This window comes from Pelagirhabdus alkalitolerans, from assembly GCF_900096905.1.
Lineage (GTDB): Bacteria > Bacillota > Bacilli > Bacillales > Amphibacillaceae > Pelagirhabdus > Pelagirhabdus alkalitolerans.
Map to the genome: position 1 here is coordinate 13925 of NZ_FMYI01000004.1, position 18387 is coordinate 32311.

The 18387-nt window shown below is 35.8% G+C and carries 14 protein-coding genes and 1 riboswitch; of the genes, 9 read left to right on the forward strand and 5 right to left on the reverse strand.

What is annotated here, in order from left to right; genetic code table 11:
- Window positions 1–138: 138 nt before the first annotated feature.
- Together BLR62_RS06295 and BLR62_RS06300 are read right to left on the reverse strand one after the other, a co-directional pair.
- Complete coding sequence (locus tag BLR62_RS06295; RefSeq protein WP_090794862.1) at window positions 139–528, reverse strand: PilZ domain-containing protein; 390 nt, start codon at window positions 526–528, stop codon at window positions 139–141.
- 18 nt (window positions 529–546) lie between these two features.
- Window positions 547–2670, reverse strand: coding sequence for a flagellar assembly protein A (locus BLR62_RS06300; RefSeq protein WP_090794864.1), 2124 nt, complete (start codon window positions 2668–2670; stop codon window positions 547–549).
- 100 nt (window positions 2671–2770) lie between these two features.
- Window positions 2771–2860: riboswitch (cyclic di-GMP riboswitch) on the reverse strand.
- 293 nt (window positions 2861–3153) lie between these two features.
- On the opposite strand from BLR62_RS06300, the gene BLR62_RS06305 reads away from it, so the two are divergent.
- The 3 genes from BLR62_RS06305 to BLR62_RS06315 are packed head-to-tail and all read left to right on the forward strand — an operon-like array spanning window position 3154 to window position 6950.
- Entirely contained in the window at window positions 3154–5430 is a 2277-nt protein-coding gene (locus BLR62_RS06305) for a ribonucleoside-diphosphate reductase subunit alpha (RefSeq protein WP_090794867.1), read from the forward strand.
- 14 nt (window positions 5431–5444) lie between these two features.
- Window positions 5445–6494, forward strand: coding sequence for a ribonucleotide-diphosphate reductase subunit beta (locus tag BLR62_RS06310; RefSeq protein ID WP_090794869.1), 1050 nt, complete (start codon window positions 5445–5447; stop codon window positions 6492–6494).
- 15 nt (window positions 6495–6509) lie between these two features.
- Window positions 6510–6950: a flavodoxin domain-containing protein gene (locus BLR62_RS06315; protein ID WP_090794871.1), complete on the forward strand. Its 441-nt coding sequence runs from the start codon at window positions 6510–6512 to the stop codon at window positions 6948–6950.
- Between the two features lie 96 nt (window positions 6951–7046).
- On the opposite strand, the gene BLR62_RS06320 is transcribed toward BLR62_RS06315, so the two are convergent.
- Window positions 7047–9092 carry a methyl-accepting chemotaxis protein gene (locus tag BLR62_RS06320; protein WP_090794873.1) on the reverse strand — a complete coding sequence of 682 codons (2046 nt, stop codon included), beginning with the start codon at window positions 9090–9092 and terminating at the stop codon, window positions 7047–7049.
- Window positions 9093–9289: 197 nt separating this feature from the next.
- Here BLR62_RS06320 and BLR62_RS06325 point away from each other — a divergent pair, with 197 nt between their 5' ends.
- From BLR62_RS06325 to BLR62_RS06335, 3 genes are read left to right on the forward strand one after another with little or no spacing between them, the layout of a single operon-like run.
- A complete protein-coding gene (locus BLR62_RS06325; RefSeq protein WP_090794875.1) occupies window positions 9290–9487 on the forward strand; it encodes a PLD nuclease N-terminal domain-containing protein in 198 nt (65 codons plus the stop codon).
- Window positions 9488–10393 carry an ABC transporter ATP-binding protein gene (locus BLR62_RS06330; protein WP_090794878.1) on the forward strand — a complete coding sequence of 302 codons (906 nt, stop codon included), beginning with the start codon at window positions 9488–9490 and terminating at the stop codon, window positions 10391–10393.
- The gene (locus BLR62_RS06335) at window positions 10390–11163 is read left to right on the forward strand and encodes an ABC transporter permease (RefSeq protein WP_090794881.1); all 774 of its coding nucleotides are present in this window, start codon (window positions 10390–10392) and stop codon (window positions 11161–11163) included. The genes BLR62_RS06330 and BLR62_RS06335 overlap by 4 nt, the downstream gene beginning before the upstream one ends.
- Before the next feature lie 39 nt (window positions 11164–11202).
- On the opposite strand, the gene BLR62_RS06340 is transcribed toward BLR62_RS06335, so the two are convergent.
- Complete coding sequence (locus BLR62_RS06340; protein WP_090794882.1) at window positions 11203–12051, reverse strand: dimethylarginine dimethylaminohydrolase family protein; 849 nt, start codon at window positions 12049–12051, stop codon at window positions 11203–11205.
- Window positions 12052–12378: 327 nt separating this feature from the next.
- Here BLR62_RS06340 and BLR62_RS06345 point away from each other — a divergent pair, with 327 nt between their 5' ends.
- Window positions 12379–13146, forward strand: coding sequence for a class I SAM-dependent methyltransferase (locus tag BLR62_RS06345; RefSeq protein WP_090794885.1), 768 nt, complete (start codon window positions 12379–12381; stop codon window positions 13144–13146).
- A gap of 64 nt (window positions 13147–13210) precedes the next feature.
- On the opposite strand, the gene BLR62_RS06350 is transcribed toward BLR62_RS06345, so the two are convergent.
- A complete protein-coding gene (locus tag BLR62_RS06350; RefSeq protein WP_090794888.1) occupies window positions 13211–15331 on the reverse strand; it encodes an ATP-dependent Clp protease ATP-binding subunit in 2121 nt (706 codons plus the stop codon).
- A gap of 171 nt (window positions 15332–15502) precedes the next feature.
- Between BLR62_RS06350 and BLR62_RS06355 the strand changes: the two genes are divergently transcribed.
- Complete coding sequence (locus tag BLR62_RS06355) at window positions 15503–16819, forward strand: hypothetical protein (protein ID WP_090794890.1); 1317 nt, start codon at window positions 15503–15505, stop codon at window positions 16817–16819.
- A gap of 18 nt (window positions 16820–16837) precedes the next feature.
- Window positions 16838–18376 carry a Ppx/GppA family phosphatase gene (locus tag BLR62_RS06360; protein ID WP_090794893.1) on the forward strand — a complete coding sequence of 513 codons (1539 nt, stop codon included), beginning with the start codon at window positions 16838–16840 and terminating at the stop codon, window positions 18374–18376.
- The last annotated feature ends 11 nt before the right edge of the window (window positions 18377–18387 follow it).

Here is an 18387-nt window from a genome sequence, read left to right on the forward strand (position 1 = left end):
CTTTCATAATTTTTGTAAAAAACTTCGTTCATTAGATAAATTTACTAACGAAACTTAATATCATTGTATACTTAAACACACGCCCAAACAAGTCATTTTTTTAATGTTTTTGTGACAAAGTTGAAAACGGCCTCTATATTAAATGAGGCCGTCTCCGTCTTTTCTTCTTTTACTTATTTCTTTAACAGCATTTGTTATATGTTGTTCTCTTTCGTCATCTTCAAATCCTTCAAGACCGTAGTAATACATACCTTCTAGTTCTTTTTTCCAAGCGATTTTACCAAGCATATTAAGGTCAACATTTTCTAAATTAAAATACGCCTCAACAAGAAATGCTTTTTTGTTGATCGGAATATTTAAGGCTGATTTAAATTTCATACCACGCGGGCTAATATCTAAAATCTCCATACTTCCTGTATCTGTCTTACTCAAGTTTTTTTGGTCTTCTTGATTTAATAAAAGTGAAAAAGATCCTTTAATTGGATCAAGAAACTCGTAACGAAACGGCTCACGGCGTTTATATTGCATGAACTCACCTTCTTTTTATTAGCGTAATGTTAAACGACCATCTTTATTTAAACGTGCATGGATCATCGATTCATCACGTTCAAACGCGTGTTGCTGATCACCAACACGAATAATGGTACCTTCCATTGCTTTTCCTATCCTGATTTTTTCATCTTCGGGAACGGTTACAAACGTTTTCGTTCCCATTTTACCCCCGACTTCATTTAAATCAGCGCCACCTAAAGCTTCAATACGACCCCCACGCGCCACGCCTTTAATATAAACTGCTCCTTCAGCTTGAATATCCGTATTAACACATGATTTTCCAGTGATCGTAATATCACCAGCGCTAATTAATCGACTGTTTAATGAGTTCTTCAAAGAGATCTCTGCCTCAGCATCATTTTGTAAATCTGTTAATTGCTTTAACCCTTCCATTTGTTCAACTAAATTTTTCAAAAAGTCGAGTGTCACATATCGGCTTGGGATTTTTAAATAGACTTCTTTTAAATCTTTCGCTACCTTTTTCCACTCTTCATCCGCAAGAAATTTCTCTTCTTGGTCAACAAGCTTAATAAATGTCCGAACATTTGACATTAAGTTGTTAAATCTTTTTTCTTTTAACATGGTCACAAGTGAGCTGACACTAGCATCACTAAACTGACTCTGTTTAAAAGACTCAGACTGCACAATTTGTTCAATTAAACGATATAATTGATCTGACTGTGTATGGAGGGTTTTTAAGGCGTGCTGTAATTCTACATTAACCTCACCACCTGCTGAGACATCAGAGGCATTAACACTACCATATATTTGAATCGATTTACTTGCATGAATGACTGCTCCATTTACCGTATCATTAATTAATACACTCCCGCCAGAGCTAATGGTCATATTTTCAGTTACTTGACCGGTAATTCGAATATCACCTTGGAAATGTATATTGCCTGATTCCATATCGACATTACCTTCATGAACCATTTGTTGAAGAACTTTTGTTTTAACAAATTGATCTCGTTGTTCGATAAATGGACGTCCGTTTTCATTTGCTACCACTTTATCATCGAGTAAAATCGTTCCTTTTTGAGTTTTTACATTAATCTCTTTTGGTTTTCTTGGCTCAATAACCTCACCCTTTATAGAAGTTCCTTTTAAACCTTCAAATGCTGGATGAATGATCGCAATAACTTGACCTTGTTCAACTGTTGGAATTTGTTTTCTTTCTCTATAATCAATTTGATGCTCATCTTCAGAAGCTTTAAGAAAATCTAATACATCGGTTTCGACTATCTTCTCAACCGATCCATCAATAGGCTCTGTTGGCTTTTTACCTTCAGCGATCACAAAATCGCCACCCTCATCTGAGAGAAGGGCTTCATTTATTTTATTGTGATCAATACCGTATACAACACCAATCTCTTCTAAATAGTCTAATACATCCTTTGCTGTAATGGATTGATGTAACTCTGTTTTTTCTATTGTATCCACAGTGATTTGATATGATGGAGCAACATCTTTTACTTGTCTTTTAATTAGAACACCTGGATAAATCGTTAATATGGCCTGAAGGTCATTTTCTGTTAATTTAACAGACCATTTTGTGGGTCTTTTTTCTTCTAATAATTCAAATTCTAACTGGTCATTTTCAGATATAAAGATAAATGTATCTTCAACAATTTTACTGTTCTTTTTTAACTTTACCCCTTTACTTACTTGAATGGATGGTTGGTGTTTATCACTATCTCGAACATAGACGCGACCATTTTGAACCCACACTTTTCCTTCCAATGATTTTGATGCATAGCTTTCCCCGTCATCTATCTCATTAGGTTCATTATTTTTCACGTCATCTATTATCACATCATCTTGAGTCGTCTCAACCTCTGCTTCATACGTATCAAGAAATTCATCTAACGAAAGTGAACGCTCTTGTTTTTGACTATCTTTACTGGGTGCAGTCACAGTTGGGTTTGGACTCGTTGGCTTTTCAACTTGCTCTCTTGTTAATTTTACGATCGCATCTTTACTGCCGATCCCAAACACACCTTTTTTCTCAGATTGAATCACTTCGATGTGTACTTGTTCAATGTTTAAGTTTAACGTCTCTAAACCAACGCTAATTGCCTCTTTAACTGTAGATCCTTTTGAAATAAATGTTTGCATCTCATACACTCCATTCTGCTTTCAATCATTATGTATGACGGAGAGGATTAAAATAAAAATCCACCTAAATAAAAGAGGTGGACTTATCGACTCGCATCTCTTCGGTAGCCCGGCGATCATCATTATTTTACATAATATTAGACCCGTAGCTTTGCGTCCTTATTTTTCAATAAGTTTGCCATTATCGTCATGCCGTTATTTATTTTTTGAACGCTTTTATTATAGTAAGAAAGAATTAGAATCGCAATCCTAATGACAAAAATAAATTTTTTCGTCTTTCAAACTACCTCTTTCTTCTTTAGTCTTATTTCCCTATATCCTTTTTAGATAAACATTGTTTAAATAGATAGAGTGATTACTTTACATACCTTTTGGTTTTTTATATTAGACAAATTCTGTTGCGTTATGATACTATATATAGTGATTAAAGAAATTATAAATCACTATATATAGTATTTTTTGTGATTGAGGAGGATTATTCATATGCAAACGACGATTCAGTCGATTCAAAACAAACTTGATTACCTTGCTAAGTGTTATGACGTTGATTTAACATCATTAAAGGAAAAAGTTCATCAAGCTGAAAGAGAGGAAAAAGAAGCAAGAGATACCGCTTTATTTTATGCGTTAAACCAAATCGCGATGGATGCACCCGATTGGACGTTTATATCAGCTAATTTTTATCTTGACCAACTTTATGAACAGGCAAGCAAAAACAGAGGTTATGACGAAGTTAAAAAATACGGTGATTTCAACCAATTAATCTCAACATTAATTGAAAAAGGAATTTACTCAAAACAACTACATAATAGCTATACAGCTGAAGAAATCAAACAACTTCAAGAAGCTATTGATCCGAGTCGAGATGAGTTGTTTAATTACATCGGATTATTCTTACTCAGTGACCGGTACTTAGCTCGTGACCATGATCGAAACTTATATGAACTCCCTCAGGAGCGATTCATGATTATAGCAATGACTTTAATGCAAAATGAGGACACATCAAAACGCATTGAGCGTGTCAAAGAAGCTTACTGGGCATTATCAAACCTTTATATGACGGTTGCAACACCAACATTATCTAATGCTGGTAAAAGCTACGGACAACTCTCTAGCTGTTTTATCGATACCGTCGATGATTCATTAGATAGTATTTATTTAAATAACTGGGATATCGCTAGACTTAGTAAAGACGGTGGTGGTATCGGTATTTATTACGGTAAGGTACGAGCACTTGGTTCTGACATCAAAAAATTCAAAGGCAATTCATCAGGCATTGTTCCGTGGATTAAATTAATTAACGATACAGCCGTAAGTGTTGATCAACTCGGACAGCGACAAGGCGCCGTTGCAATCTATCTCGATATTTTCCACAAAGATATTATGAATGGCTTTTTAGACCTTAAAACAAATAATGGTGATGAGCGCCGAAAAGCACATGATATATTCACAGGTGTATCCATTCCTGATCTATTTATGGAGCAACTTAAAATTAAAGATGAAAACGGCAAAAGTGTTGGTGAGTGGTCTACATTCTGTCCTCATCAAGTGAAGCAATTTATGGGCTGGAAAGATGAAGATGGTAATCCGCTTGGACTTGAAGACTTCTATGATGAAGAAGATCAAAAGTATTTCACTGAGAAATACCAAGAGGCCGTTAATCATCCAACGCTACCTAGAAAAACATACCGTGCAATGGACATCATGGCGCGCATAATGGTCGCTCAACTTGAAACGGGAACACCTTACATGTTCTATCGTGATGAAGTCAATCGTCAAAACCCGAATAAACATGTGATTGGCGAGGGTAGAACGTCGATCTATTCAAGTAATTTATGTACAGAAATAGCTCAAAATATGTCACCAACGACTATTGTTCGTGAGTATCAAGACGAAGATGGTAACATCGTCATTGTTAGAAAACCTGGTGACTTTGTTGTTTGTAACTTGTCATCCATTAATTTAGCAAAAGCGATTCCTAGCGATGTCTTGTCCCGTCTTATTCCAATCCAAGTACGCATGCTCGATAATGTCATCGACTTAAATACCATTAGTGTCGGACAAGCTGAAGCAACAAATAAAAAGTATCGTGCTGTTGGACTTGGAACATTTGGTTGGCACCACTTATTAGCAAAAGAGCACATTCATTGGGAGTCTGAAGAAGCGATTGATTATGCTGACTCTGTTTATGAAGATATTGCGTATTACACCATTCAAGCTTCTATGGAGCTTGCAAAAGAAAAAGGATCTTACGAGAAATTCAAAGGAAGCGAATGGGACACAGGCCGCTACTTCACAAGACGTGAGTACACGAGTGAAAGATGGCAACAATTAAGCCAAGATATTAAATCATTTGGCCTTAGAAATGGTTGGCTGATGGCTGTTGCACCTAACTCTTCGACTGCTAAAATTGGTGGCTCAACAGATGGGATCGACCCTATTTATGCGATTGAATATGCCGAGGAAAAGAAAAACTTTAAATTTAAAGTAACAGCACCTGATATCAACCATGAAACGTACCCATTCTACAGACGCGCACGTCACGAGCTGGATCAAGTTTATAGCATCAGACAAAACGCAAAGCGTCAGCGTCACGTCGACCAAGGTATTAGCTTTAACCTTTATGTCAGACACGACATTAAAGCTAAAGAGTTACTAAATTTACACCTAGCAGCTTATGAAAATCGTTTAAAAACAACTTATTACGTACGAAGCACTTCTCAGACAGAGATCGACGAGTGCGAAGCATGCCATAGTTAATAAGGAGGCTAACAATGAGTTTTACTGATACACCTTTATCTCGCATAAAGCTATTAAATCCAACCTACCCAAACAAAGCAACTGGTGTCATTAACGGACAAAATTCTGGGCTTTTAAATTGGAATGATATTGCTTATCCACAAATGTATGATCTTTATCAAACGTTGCTATCAAACTTTTGGAAAGCTCAAGAGATCAATATGCAAGATGATATTAAACAGTGGGATTATTTAACGGAAACAGAAAAAGATGTTTTCTTAAGAATTAACACTCAGCTGGCATCTTTAGATAGCTTGCAAACACCAACAATGACACAAGTCATGGATTATGTAACAGACTCGAGTTTTAAGGCGATTTTTGCAGTCATTAGCCAACAAGAGGCTGTTCACAATGAATCTTATTCATATATTTTAAGCTCTCTTGTTCCGCTTGCCGAACAAAACAAACGATTTGATCAAGCAAAAGAAGACCCTGTCGTGCAAAAACGAAATCAATTAATACTAGATCACTATGAAGCGTTTAGAGAAGAGCCAACACCACAAAAATTATATGAGCTCGCCATCAATTCAATTAATCTTGAAGGTATTTATTTCTATGCTGGTTTTGCCTTTTTCTATCACTTAGCACGTCAGCAAAAGATGTTAAAAACAAGCACGATGATTAGCTATATTCAACGTGATGAAATGCAACATGCTTATTTCATCAGTCAATTTATTCGTATTCTTTTAACTGAGAATCCAGAACTAAATACAGATGAAAACATTCAATATGCATATGACACCATTGACCGTGCCGTTCAACTTGAAAAAGAATGGGCAAATTATATTCTTGAAGATATTGAAGGGATTGATTTAGAAGAATTCCATCACTACGTCGAATACCTAGCAAATAAACGATTCCGACAGATTGGACTTGATAATTATTACCCTGAACGTGACAATCCAATGGCGTGGATTCATGTTTTTAGTGATGAAATGATGAACGAAACGAAATCAGATTTCTTCGAACAAAAATCAAGAACGTATACGAAAGTGTCGTCATCAAATGGTTTTGATGAGTTGTAAAGGAGCGTATAATCAATGAAAGCATGTATCATTTATAGTTCAGTGACAGGTAATACCTATCAGTTAGCTCAAGAGGTCTATGATACTCTATCCGCTTCTATAGAAGATTTAGATTATGTTCATGTTGATGAAATTGATTATGATCAGCTATTAAATTATGATTTTATTGCTATCGGAACGTACACATGGGGAAGCGGTGACTTACCTATGGAAATGGAACCTTTATTTGATTGGTTTGAAGAACAATCACCGAAGCATTTAAGAACAGCCGTATTTGGCACGGGAGATAGCTTTTATCCTAACTTCTGTGGTGCGGTTGACTTATTCCGGGATATGTTATATGTTAAAACGACTTTAACTGTCACCCTTAAAGTTGAACTCATGCCTCAATCACATGATATCAAAAAAGTACCAACTTTCTGTGACCGTCTCATGCCAGAGCCTGTTTATAGCTAAATATATAATCTTAACTAAAGCATAAATAAAGCTAATGATCCGTTCATGTGTTGAACAGATCATTAGCTTTAATTTTTTTGAAAATATGATATAAAACTATTTTTCAGTTTTAAACTGTTTCATTTGTCGATCGAGTGATTCACCCGATTCTTGTAACTGCTCTGCAGAGTCTGTTACCATCTTAAGCGCTTCTAATTGCTCTGCCGCTGAGGCATCAACTTCTTCAGATGCAGCTGCTGTTTCTTCTAATATCGTTGCAATATGACTAATCGATTCAACGACTCGTTCCTTATATTGATCAATTTGATGTATATCCGAACCAATTTCCTCAATCGCACCAATCATTTGTTTATTCTCAGCTGAAATATCACTAAATAATTGTGATGAGTCTCGAGCCACACCACTTTGTTTATCTGCCATCGTTTGAGTCTGCTCTATCTGATCAACGGCCGTTTTAGAAACATTTTGAACAACTTGAATCGTACTAGAAATGTCTGTAGTCGCATGAGATGTTTGTTCTGCAAGTTTTCTAACTTCCTCAGCCACAACGGCAAATCCCTTACCGTGTTCACCAGCACGTGCCGCTTCAATTGACGCATTTAGAGCAAGTAAGTTTGTTTGCTCGGAAATATCGCTGATCGTATTTACAATAGAGTCAATGTTTGTAATCTGACTTGATAAATCAGTTATCACATGCCCAATCTCATCAACGACTTGTTTAGATTGATCGGCACTTGATTGTAATTCACTCATCTGCTCCACACCACGATCATTAATCTGATCAACCTGTTCAGAAAAGGATTTGAGTTGCTCTGTTTTCTTCACTAAATTTGTCAGCTGCTCAGATAAACTTAACGTTTGTTCATTTGTGTCTTCTGCATGCTGACTAGCATCTGTTGTCCCTTCTGAAACTTGACTCATTGCCCGACTAATTTCTTCACTTGATGCCGTGGTTTCTTCTGATACAGAGCTTAGTTGTTCAGTCGCATCAGATACGGTTGTAACCGATGTACGAACAGCTTCAACTAAACCTTTAATATTTGCTACCATCTGATTAAAGTTCGTTGTTAATTCACCCACTTCATCAGAAGTTTGGGGCTTGATATAAACGGATAAATCACCTGAAGCCACCTTGTCAACTTCTTTATTCAATCGATGAATAGGTTTTACAAGTCGTCTTGCTAGTATAAGAGCAATCACGATAAAGACAAGCATGACAATTAATGCAATACCGCCCATCGCCATTAACAATTCATTTAATGCTGCATATACTTCGCGATCTGGCATCACAAATCCTAACGTCCAATTTGTTCGTGGAATTTCTTGATAGTAAATATGTGCTGAATCTCCATCTACTTCTGCTTCATGAATGCCAGTTCGGCTTTCATTGATCGCGTCATTCAATGTGCTGAATGTCTCATCTTCACTCAGTGCTGATCCTGAAAATTCATCTTCATCTGGGTGCACGATAAAATGGTCTTGAGCATCTAGAAGGAATGCTTGTCCACTCGTTCCAGTATCCACATCTTGAATCACTGTTTGCAATTGACTAATGTCAATATCACTTGAAATAACCCCTGAAAATGTGCCGGATGCATCGTAAAAAGGAATACTTGTCGTAATTAACGTCATGTCTAACGCCTCATCATAATAAGGAGCTGTCCATGTAATCTCATCCTGTTCTTTTCCAGCTAAATACCAGTCGTGCGTAGGGTAATCGTAATCAGGATCTTCATATTCATCAGTAAATATGACGTTATCTCCATCTTTATAGCCATATGGACCAAAAAATTCTATGTCTTCATCATACATAAAAGGTTCAAACCATACGCCCATTCCATACGTATCCTCATTTAATTCAAGAAATTCTTCAAACAGCTGTTGATACTGATCATGGTCGAAGGATGTTCCTTCAACTTGAACTACACGAGCCATGGACTCCCCTAATCGTTGATGTCCTAACAATTCACCATCAATATAATGTGTGATGTCATTTGCTAAATAGTCCATTTTTTCTTCTATTTGATCTTCTAGCTCAGCCTCAGCTAATCGGTAACTAAAATAACTAAGCACGAACATGGCCAACACAACAATCGGTATGAAAATAAGAATTTTCATCCGAATACTACTTTTTCGTTTCATAATTCTCCCCCTTGATCATATCTTTTATAGATGATCAGATTTATAAAACCTTATATTTATTTATCGACATAATTCGCGAAATGTATAGAGTTTCCTTATATTTCGCTGTGTAATTTATGTTGACTTTGCCAACTATTAACATTACTCTAAAATTAGCTATAATCGGATACATTAACTCGTTTTTCGGAGGTGACGATATGGACGAGATCGCAAATTTAATTGAATTTTTACTCCCGCTTTTTATTTTGCAATTTATTCTCATGGTGGCTGCTCTTATTGTCTGGTTTAAAACGGATCAGACAAAAGGCCCTAAGTGGCTTTGGTTAGTCATTATTATTTTTGTGAACACGATTGGCCCGATCCTGTTTTTCATAATCGGAAGGAGACATGACTAGATGCAGTTACAAGTTAAAAAACTAACAAAAGACTTCAACAATATAAAAGCTGTTGACGAGCTATCTTTTGAATTAAATCAAGGTGAGTGTGTTGCACTTCTAGGTGCTAACGGTGCCGGTAAGACGACAACACTACGCATGTTAGCTGGACTACTAAAGCCGACTGACGGGACCATTGAAATTGAAGGATCGAACGGAAAAAAAGATGTTCGATCTGAAATTGGTTACCTTCCCCAACACCCTGTCTTTCACGGTTGGATGACGGGTATGGAGTTCTTAGTATTTGTTGGTAAACTCGCTCACCTCTCGCAAAAAGAGGCCAAAACAAGAGCGATCGAATTACTTGAACGGGTTGGTATTTCTGATGCTGCAAATATGCGCATCCACAAATACTCTGGAGGCATGAAGCAACGATTAGGTATTGCACAATCATTGATTCATCAACCTCGCTTACTCTTAATGGATGAGCCTGTTTCATCTCTTGATCCAATTGGAAGACGAGAAGTTTTAACATTACTTAAGGAATTAAAAAAAGAAACAACTCTATTATTCTCCACGCATATTCTTAATGATGCTGAAGAGATTAGTGATGGTCTTATCGTTATTGATCACGGCAAAATTAAAGAAAAAGGTTCTCTTGAAGCATTACAGAAAAAATACCAAAATCAAAAAATTGATCTCCACTTTGAAACAGTTGAAGAAAAACAAATTGAAGAAATCGAGGCGTTAGAAGGCATTGAAAGTGTGTTAGCAACTGCTGATGGCATCACGTGTATGGTTTCTGATTTAGACGTTGCAAGAGAGTCTGTTCTAAATGCTACTTTGTCTCACAATTGGTCCTTGAATTATTTCACGACTGGGAAAACAACACTTGAGGATATGTTTATGGAGGTGCTCAACCAATGAATCAATTTAAAACATTGATGAACAAAGAATGGCTTGAACATTGGCGTAATTTTAGTTGGATTTGGGTACCCATCACTTTTATATTAATTGGGATTATGGATCCGATCACTACTTATTATTTACCTGTTTTATTAGAGGAATTCGGTGGATTTGAAGAAGAAATTATCTTTGAAATACCCGCTATGTCAGGGGCTGATGTTTTAATGATGAGTCTATCAGAATATAGCATGTTCGGTGTTTTAATTATTATCTTATTAACGATGGGAACGATTGCCGCGGAACGTCAAAGTGGCGTTAGTGACTTAATTTTAGTTAAACCAATATCAACCGTGTATTACATTTTATCTAAATGGCTCACTAAAGTTATATTTTTTATAACATCTTTTATTTTGGGCATGCTTTTTAGTTGGTATTATACTAATTTATTATTTGATTCTATTTCCTTTAGTGAATGGTTCTGGACAATTCTCTTTTACAGTTTATGGCTCATTTTTGTCATAACGCTTGTTGTCTTTTATAATACCTTATTTAATAAACAAGCTGTTGTGGCTGGTGTTTCAGTATTAACATTGATTATTATGTCCATCATTAACGGCGTTTTCTCAAATAGAATGCCATGGTTCCCTAATAATATTAGTGCCTTAATAGCAGACATGTTAAATGAAGGTCAAATTTCTACAGATTTATGGATTGCATTTTTTGTTATGATCGCTATCATCTCAAGTTTACTCTTGTTATCGTTCACCACATTTTCGAAGAATGAAAAATAAAATCACGCATTCGATTACTAATATCGAATGCGTGATTCTTTATTTAGATTGACGGACTGTTGGAAGTGTCGCACACCTAAATGAGCCACCCGATTTAATAATTTCTGAAAATGGAACTTTTATGACTTGAAATCCTCTATCCTTTAATGCCTGATTGACAAGTAAATTTTCTGGTAAACTAATCACCGTCTTATTGCCTAATGATAAGACGTTCGTCCCTAACGATATATACTCAGAATCATCGACCTCTATTAAATCGTAATGCTCAGACAATTTATCATAATCTGCGTGAGATATTCCTTTTTTATAAACAATCGCCACATCAGGTGACACAATATTAAATGCACAATCCAAGTGTAAAATGTCCTCACCTAAATCAATCATCTCAATCGAATATGTCGGCAAATAAGCTTTTAATTCTTCGACAGCTCTTCGGCTAGTGCGTTTACTTAACCCTATCCAAACACGAGTGCCATCAATGATGACGTCTCCACCTTCTATTGGATAATCGGAAAAGGTAATATAATCAAAGCCTAGATCATTTAAATGCTGTTTTAATTTATCGGTTTCAGCTTTTCGAATCGTTCGTTTCATCTTACTCACAAAAAAAGTTTCACCGATGGTAAAACCGATATCCCTTGTGAATACTTGTTCATTTAATTGCTCTTCCGGTTCAAGACTTGTAATTTGAACGCCTCGTTCTCTCATCAAATCTACAAAATGAAGGTGCTGTTTTTTCGCTTTATTGATATCGATATTATGGTCAATATAATATTTTTGTGTTTCGTTAATAATTTGTGTAATTCTCATATAATTAGGTGGAGAAACGATCACTTGTTTTAACGGATCATACTCTGTATGGCACTCATATTGTTTTTCTTTAATCATCTTAACTTCCCCTCCTTCTGTCTGTATTCGACATTATAGCAAACATTTCACATAGAAACATCTATTCAAAACGCTGTGTATAAACTATTTAAACAGTTCTTTACATGATTATTCACAATAGGATTTGTAGAATTTAAGGAAATATGCTTTATTTCTCCATATTATCTAAACTATCATTATCAATACTCAACAATAAATGAATATATATTCAAAAAATTTAATTTATTTTTATTACAATTGTCTGTAAAATACATTACATGAAGGCTTCTATTGGGAGCAATATGTGTTCTAAAATGAATATATTAATGAGAAAGAGGGGGTTATCTTATCTTCGGTTACTATAACAAGCTATCTTCTAAAGTATATAATCTAGATAAATATATTGGACTTTCTTTTGGAGATGTTGAATTCTACAGAGATCGCTTAAGTTCTTGTAAAGGCGATATTCTTGAACCCGGGGTTGGAACAGGGCGGATCTTAATACCACTCTTAGAAAGTGGCTTAAAAGTAGAAGGATTTGACTTATCAGAAGACATGTTAGATATTTGTCGACACAACTGTAAAAATAAAGGGTTAAATCCAAGTTTATTTAAGGGACATATGGAAAGCTTTTTAGTGGATAAAAAGTATGAAGCCATTATCATACCTACTGGAACATTTTTATTATTACATAAAAGAAGCGATTCTATAGATGCTTTGAAAAACTTCTATAATCATCTTACAACTGACGGTAAGTTGATATTAGATATCTTTTTACAACCCAATCTAACAGTTGACAATACCACTACTAAGACCTGGGAATTAGAAGATCACATCATAACATTAGAAAGCAAGGTCGTCGATGTAGACGTAATCAACCAATACACCCTATCACACCATCGCTATGAGAAATGGACTAATGGTGAACTATCAAAAACTGAATTAGAGCGTTTTCCACTGCGGTGGTACGGCATTGAAGAATTTAAATTAATCTTAGAAAAAATAGGATTTAAAGACATTATCATATCAGCAGATTACAATTATGGAGAGTATCCAACTAAAGCGAGTCAAATGGTGACATTTGAAGCAACAACTAATAAACAAGAAAGAGTTTAAATATAAAATATCATAAATAACTCAATGATAAGCTTTTCGAGCCAATCATTGAGTTATCATTTAACTATGCTTGTTTATTTACAACAATTTGATCATTCTCTACATCGACTAACATTTTTTCTACCTCTTCATCTTCTAACAAGAGATCCGTGATCCCGTCCTCAACGGTTTCTTGAATCACCCGTCTTAAAGGACGTGCACCAAAGTTTCGATCGTAACCTTTCTCTGCTAAAAAGCTCTTAGCTTCTTCAGTCACAGTAATGGTATACCCTTGTTCTTCTGTTCGTTCTCTTAATTCACCTAACATCAAATCAACAATTTGAATTAAATGTTCTTGTTCAAGTTGATCGAAGGTAATAATGGAGTCGAAACGGTTCAAGAATTCTGGTTTGAAATAATCACTTAAACTTTCAAGCGTTGTAACAGCTTCATTTTGATCTTTCGTGAAACCAACATGTTTCTCTTTAAAGCTTGTGCCTGCATTACTTGTCATAATAATGACAGTATCTTTAAAGTTAACGGTGCGACCATGGCTATCGGTTAGATGTCCATCTTCCATAATTTGAAGGAACATATGCTGAACATCTGGATGCGCCTTTTCAATTTCATCTAACAAAATTAAACTATATGGTTTACGACGGATTTTTTCTGTCAGTTGACCCGCTTCTTCATGGCCAACATAGCCTGGTGGTGAACCGATAATTTTAGATACAGCATGTTTTTCCATATATTCACTCATATCCAATCGGATCAGGGCATCTTTTGTTCCAAATAATTCTTCAGCTAATACTTTCGTCAATTCAGTCTTCCCTACACCAGTTGGTCCAACAAATAAGAATGAACCAATTGGACGGTGTTCGGATTTTAATCCTGCTCGGCTACGACGTATCGCTTTGGCCACTTTATCAACCGCATGGTCTTGTCCAATCACAGAAGATGCTAGTTGGTCTTTCAAATGACGCATTTTCGTCTGTTCATCAGCCTGCATTTTTTTCACTGGAATACCCGTTTTTTCTTCAATCAATGATTGAATGTCTTCTGATGTTACCGATTCAGAAGGATCATCATTTGCTTCTTCCAGCTGCTTTTCTAACTGAATTTCTTCATGTCTTAAGTGAGCAGCACGTTCATAATCTTCCTTTTCAGCTGCTTTAAACTTTTCTTTTTCGATTGTATCTAAGCGTTCTTGAATGGAAGACCGATCTGATTCAGAATGGGTTAAGTTAAGTCTGGCACCAGCCTCATCAATTAAATCAATCGCCTTATCCGGTAAGAAACGATCTTGGATATAACGTTTAGATAAACGCACAGCATCTTCGATCACTTCGTCAGGATAAATAACATGATGATAGTTCTCATATCGATCTTTAATGCCTTTAAGAATTTGAACGGCTTCTTCAACAGATGGTTCATTAACCATAACCGGTTGGAATCGACGTTCTAGTGCTGCATCCTTCTCAATTTGACGATACTCTTTAAGAGTTGTTGCCCCTACTAACTGGAGTTCCCCTCTAGCAAGTGCGGGTTTTAAAATGTTCCCAGCATCCATTTGAGAACCTTCTGCTGTACCAGCACCAACCAATAGATGAATCTCATCAACGAACAATATAACATTTGATCGTGATTGTAATTCTGATACAAGTTCTTTCATTCTCTCTTCAAATTGACCTCTCACACCTGTGTTGGCAACTAATGAAGCAACATCTAATAAATATATTTCTTTATTTTCTAGTTTTTTCGGAACGTCTTGATTAACAATTTTCAAAGCTAACCCTTCTGCAATCGCCGTCTTACCAACACCAGGTTCACCGATTAAGACTGGGTTATTTTTATTTCTGCGATTTAACGTTTCAACCACACGTTTAACTTCTTGTTCACGGCCAATCACTGGATCAATTAAGCCTGATCTAGCAGCATCCGTTAAATTACGGCCTAGCTCATCAAGTAAGCCACCTTGGTCGTTGTTTTGTTTCGTATGAACGTTTTGTTTCGATTGATTAAATTGAGGACCATTTTGACTAAACCCTTGTTGGTCACCTTGACCATAAAAACCACTAGGGTTCATCGACTGTTGTTTAATTTCATTAAAGCATGATTCACAGAGGTGCATACGTTCAGTATGCTGATTCATTCGGAGTGTCACATTGACAGTTGCGGGACGTTGCATACATTTTTGACATTTCATAAGGTCTCTCCTCCTTTTCGCTTTCTTTTGACCTTCTTTGACTATTAGTATACTCTGACCTTCTTTGACTTTCAACTCATTTGATCAAAATTTACAAATTCTCTTTTCGCCAAGCCATTTATCAACCCTTTATATGTTATGATAGATATAACTATAAAGGAGGAAGATTAAATGAAATGTAAAATCAAAAGTCAAAAGAAAGTAGCTACCCTTTCCACAAAAGGACTTGCTATGTACCAACACGCTAAAATCGTCCAAGCACAAGGTCGGTCAAAATCAAACTACTATTTAATCTTTCATAAAAATCGTTACATCAATACCATTAAAGCTGATGAGCTAAAACAAAATAGCTTCATTAAACGAGCGTTCGATAACGGTATCGTTATTCATGGTGATCACCCAGCGATCTATGAATTAACGAACGACTCTATTTTTCCTTGTTCTAAACCGAGACAAGTCATGGATCGTTCCTTAAAAATGCAGCCGAACATCGAACAACTCATCATCCTCTCTTATTTCGATCAAGTCATTGACTCTGCCAAAATTCATAACGAATTCATTAAAACAGCACGTACTTTTCTCCAAAATGGTAAACGTCAAAAGGCATATACAGCCTTAACACTCCTTCTTCAAATGGAACCCCATCATCATTATGCTAAAGACATGGTCAATGATGTTGCTTTTGTTGATTCACATATGAAACCCGAAGAACTTGAGTTCTACACACCTCTAGACATTAATCGATTAAAAAACCTTTTCAAAGAACAAAACCGCACACTTGATTACTTAATTTTACAAACTCATCGATTAACAAATCGTTTTAGCCAACAAGCGTGGGATGCATTTTTACCACAATTAAAGACTTATCCAACCTCCGTGCAGCGTCTGACATTACTCAGTATGTATAAACATAAACCAGCATTAATGAACTATGAAGTATTTAGTGACGCTCTTTTATCCGTTGTAACCTCTGATGAATATATAAAATTAGTCCTTCACCCTACATTCAATCATAGTATTGAACCTAAACAATTTTTATCACAACTTAAACAATCAAGTAATCGTACAAAATATCAAATATTCCAAAAGAGAAGCCATTCTTTTGATGATCGTATACAAGATTTTGATAACGAAACAAAAGAGATCGCTATTCGTATCATTATTGAATCATTATTAGATACAACTGAGATTGATACCATTCTTGAATGGATCGAATCAAAACAGGACAACCTGTCTTATACGGGGGCACTACAACAAATCAAACAACTTCAAGAAGACCCGGATAAACAAGAAACACTAGCCGAGCTCTATAAAAAATTTCACGCATATTCAAAAGCGATAGCTTGTTATAAATGGGTAATGGATTTGGACCCTACAAACGAGGCTGTTAATAAGCAATTAATTACTTTATTAAAAGAACAAGATCAAACAGAAGAGGCCAAAGCTTATCAACAACAATTCATTCAACTCGTTAAATACGAACAGTAAGGAAAGGACTGAAATCGGATGAATCAAGCAAAAAATTACTATGCTTTAATTGATATTGGTTCAAATACAATGCGTCTTGTGATCTATGAACAGGAAGCATCCAGACGACTAAAAGAGGTTGAAAATGTTAAAGTCGTCGCCCGATTAAGAAACCATTTAAATGCAGACAATGATCTAACAGAACGAGGACAAGCCATCCTAATCGATACTTTATCGGACTTTTCTTCAGTCCTAAACGTCTATCCTTTACAACAATTCACCTGTATTGCAACAGCTGCCATTAGACAAGCCAACAATCAAACACAACTTGTTAAACGGGTAAAAGATGAACTTGGTTGGGACATGCGTATTCTTAGCGAGGCAGAGGAAGCTTATTATGGTTATCTAGCTGTCGTGAATTCAACATCCATAAACGAAGGTATTACGGTTGATATGGGTGGTGGGAGTACAGAGGTCACCTATTTTAAAAATCGGGATATTCTTTTTAGTCATAGTTTTCCTTTTGGTACATTAACACTGGATCAACTTATTTCAGATCAGGACTCTAAAGAGACAAACAATCAGCGTATTAAAGATTTTGTATATGAACAATTCGCAACGCTCGATTGGCTAAAAGATCGACACGTCCCCATTATTGGTATTGGTGGTAGTGCTCGTAATTTAGCACAAATCGATCAGCATGATAAAGCCTATCCAATGGCCGGGCTTCATCAGTATGAAATGAATCAAGATGATATTTTACGCGTTTTTCATTATCTCAATCCATTATCTTTGAAAAAACGTCAAAAAGTAGAAGGATTATCAAAAGACCGCGCAGATATTATCATCCCGGCCATACTTACGTTTAATTGTCTTTATGAATACACAAAAGCTACTCAATTCATATTAAGCCAGAAAGGTTTAAGAGATGGTGTTAATTATTACTTTTTATTGAACAACCAACAAAAGCCGTTATTTCCAAATGTTTTAGAAGATAGCATGCAAGAGCTAGTCAATGATTATGAGTTAAATATGCGACAAATTAGTCATGTGCAATCACTTGGCCGGATGTTTTTTGATACGATTACACGTGCCGAAATAAATGATTTTTCACCAAATGATTGGACTCTTTTGAAGCGAGCCTCTTACGTTTATAACCTTGGTCATTATATAGATGCTGAATCAAGTGCACAGCATAGCTTTTATTTATTAGCTAACCGAACGATTGATGGTTTAATGCACGATGAGAAATTAAAAGTTGCACTTGTTGCTTCTTTCAAAAACAAAACCGTTTTTAAGCAGTTTATTCATCCATACAAATCTTGGTTGACCAAAACTGAACGAAAAAAATTACAACATTTAGGTGCATTGCTTAAATTTATCTATGCCTTAGACGCAACCAAACGTCAAGCGATTGATTCAATGGACATCGTTATTGAACATAAAACCATTCAAATAACCTTTTATCATACAAAAACCGTCACACCAGAAGCCTATCAAATTGAAAAGCAGAAAAAACATTTAGAAAAAGCACTAAAACGGACAATTAAGTACGATTTTGTTAAAACATCGCTGTAAATAGGAGGGAT

Coding starts and splice junctions, on each gene's coding strand:
- BLR62_RS06295 (WP_090794862.1), bottom strand. CDS start 528: ATGCAATATAAACGCCGTGAGCCGTTTCGTTACGAGTTTCTTGATCCA.
- BLR62_RS06300 (WP_090794864.1), bottom strand. CDS start 2,670: ATGCAAACATTTATTTCAAAAGGATCTACAGTTAAAGAGGCAATTAGC.
- BLR62_RS06305 (WP_090794867.1), top strand. CDS start 3,154: ATGCAAACGACGATTCAGTCGATTCAAAACAAACTTGATTACCTTGCT.
- BLR62_RS06310 (WP_090794869.1), top strand. CDS start 5,445: ATGAGTTTTACTGATACACCTTTATCTCGCATAAAGCTATTAAATCCA.
- BLR62_RS06315 (WP_090794871.1), top strand. CDS start 6,510: ATGAAAGCATGTATCATTTATAGTTCAGTGACAGGTAATACCTATCAG.
- BLR62_RS06320 (WP_090794873.1), bottom strand. CDS start 9,092: ATGAAACGAAAAAGTAGTATTCGGATGAAAATTCTTATTTTCATACCG.
- BLR62_RS06325 (WP_090794875.1), top strand. CDS start 9,290: ATGGACGAGATCGCAAATTTAATTGAATTTTTACTCCCGCTTTTTATT.
- BLR62_RS06330 (WP_090794878.1), top strand. CDS start 9,488: ATGCAGTTACAAGTTAAAAAACTAACAAAAGACTTCAACAATATAAAA.
- BLR62_RS06335 (WP_090794881.1), top strand. CDS start 10,390: ATGAATCAATTTAAAACATTGATGAACAAAGAATGGCTTGAACATTGG.
- BLR62_RS06340 (WP_090794882.1), bottom strand. CDS start 12,051: ATGATTAAAGAAAAACAATATGAGTGCCATACAGAGTATGATCCGTTA.
- BLR62_RS06350 (WP_090794888.1), bottom strand. CDS start 15,331: ATGAAATGTCAAAAATGTATGCAACGTCCCGCAACTGTCAATGTGACA.
- BLR62_RS06355 (WP_090794890.1), top strand. CDS start 15,503: ATGAAATGTAAAATCAAAAGTCAAAAGAAAGTAGCTACCCTTTCCACA.
- BLR62_RS06360 (WP_090794893.1), top strand. CDS start 16,838: ATGAATCAAGCAAAAAATTACTATGCTTTAATTGATATTGGTTCAAAT.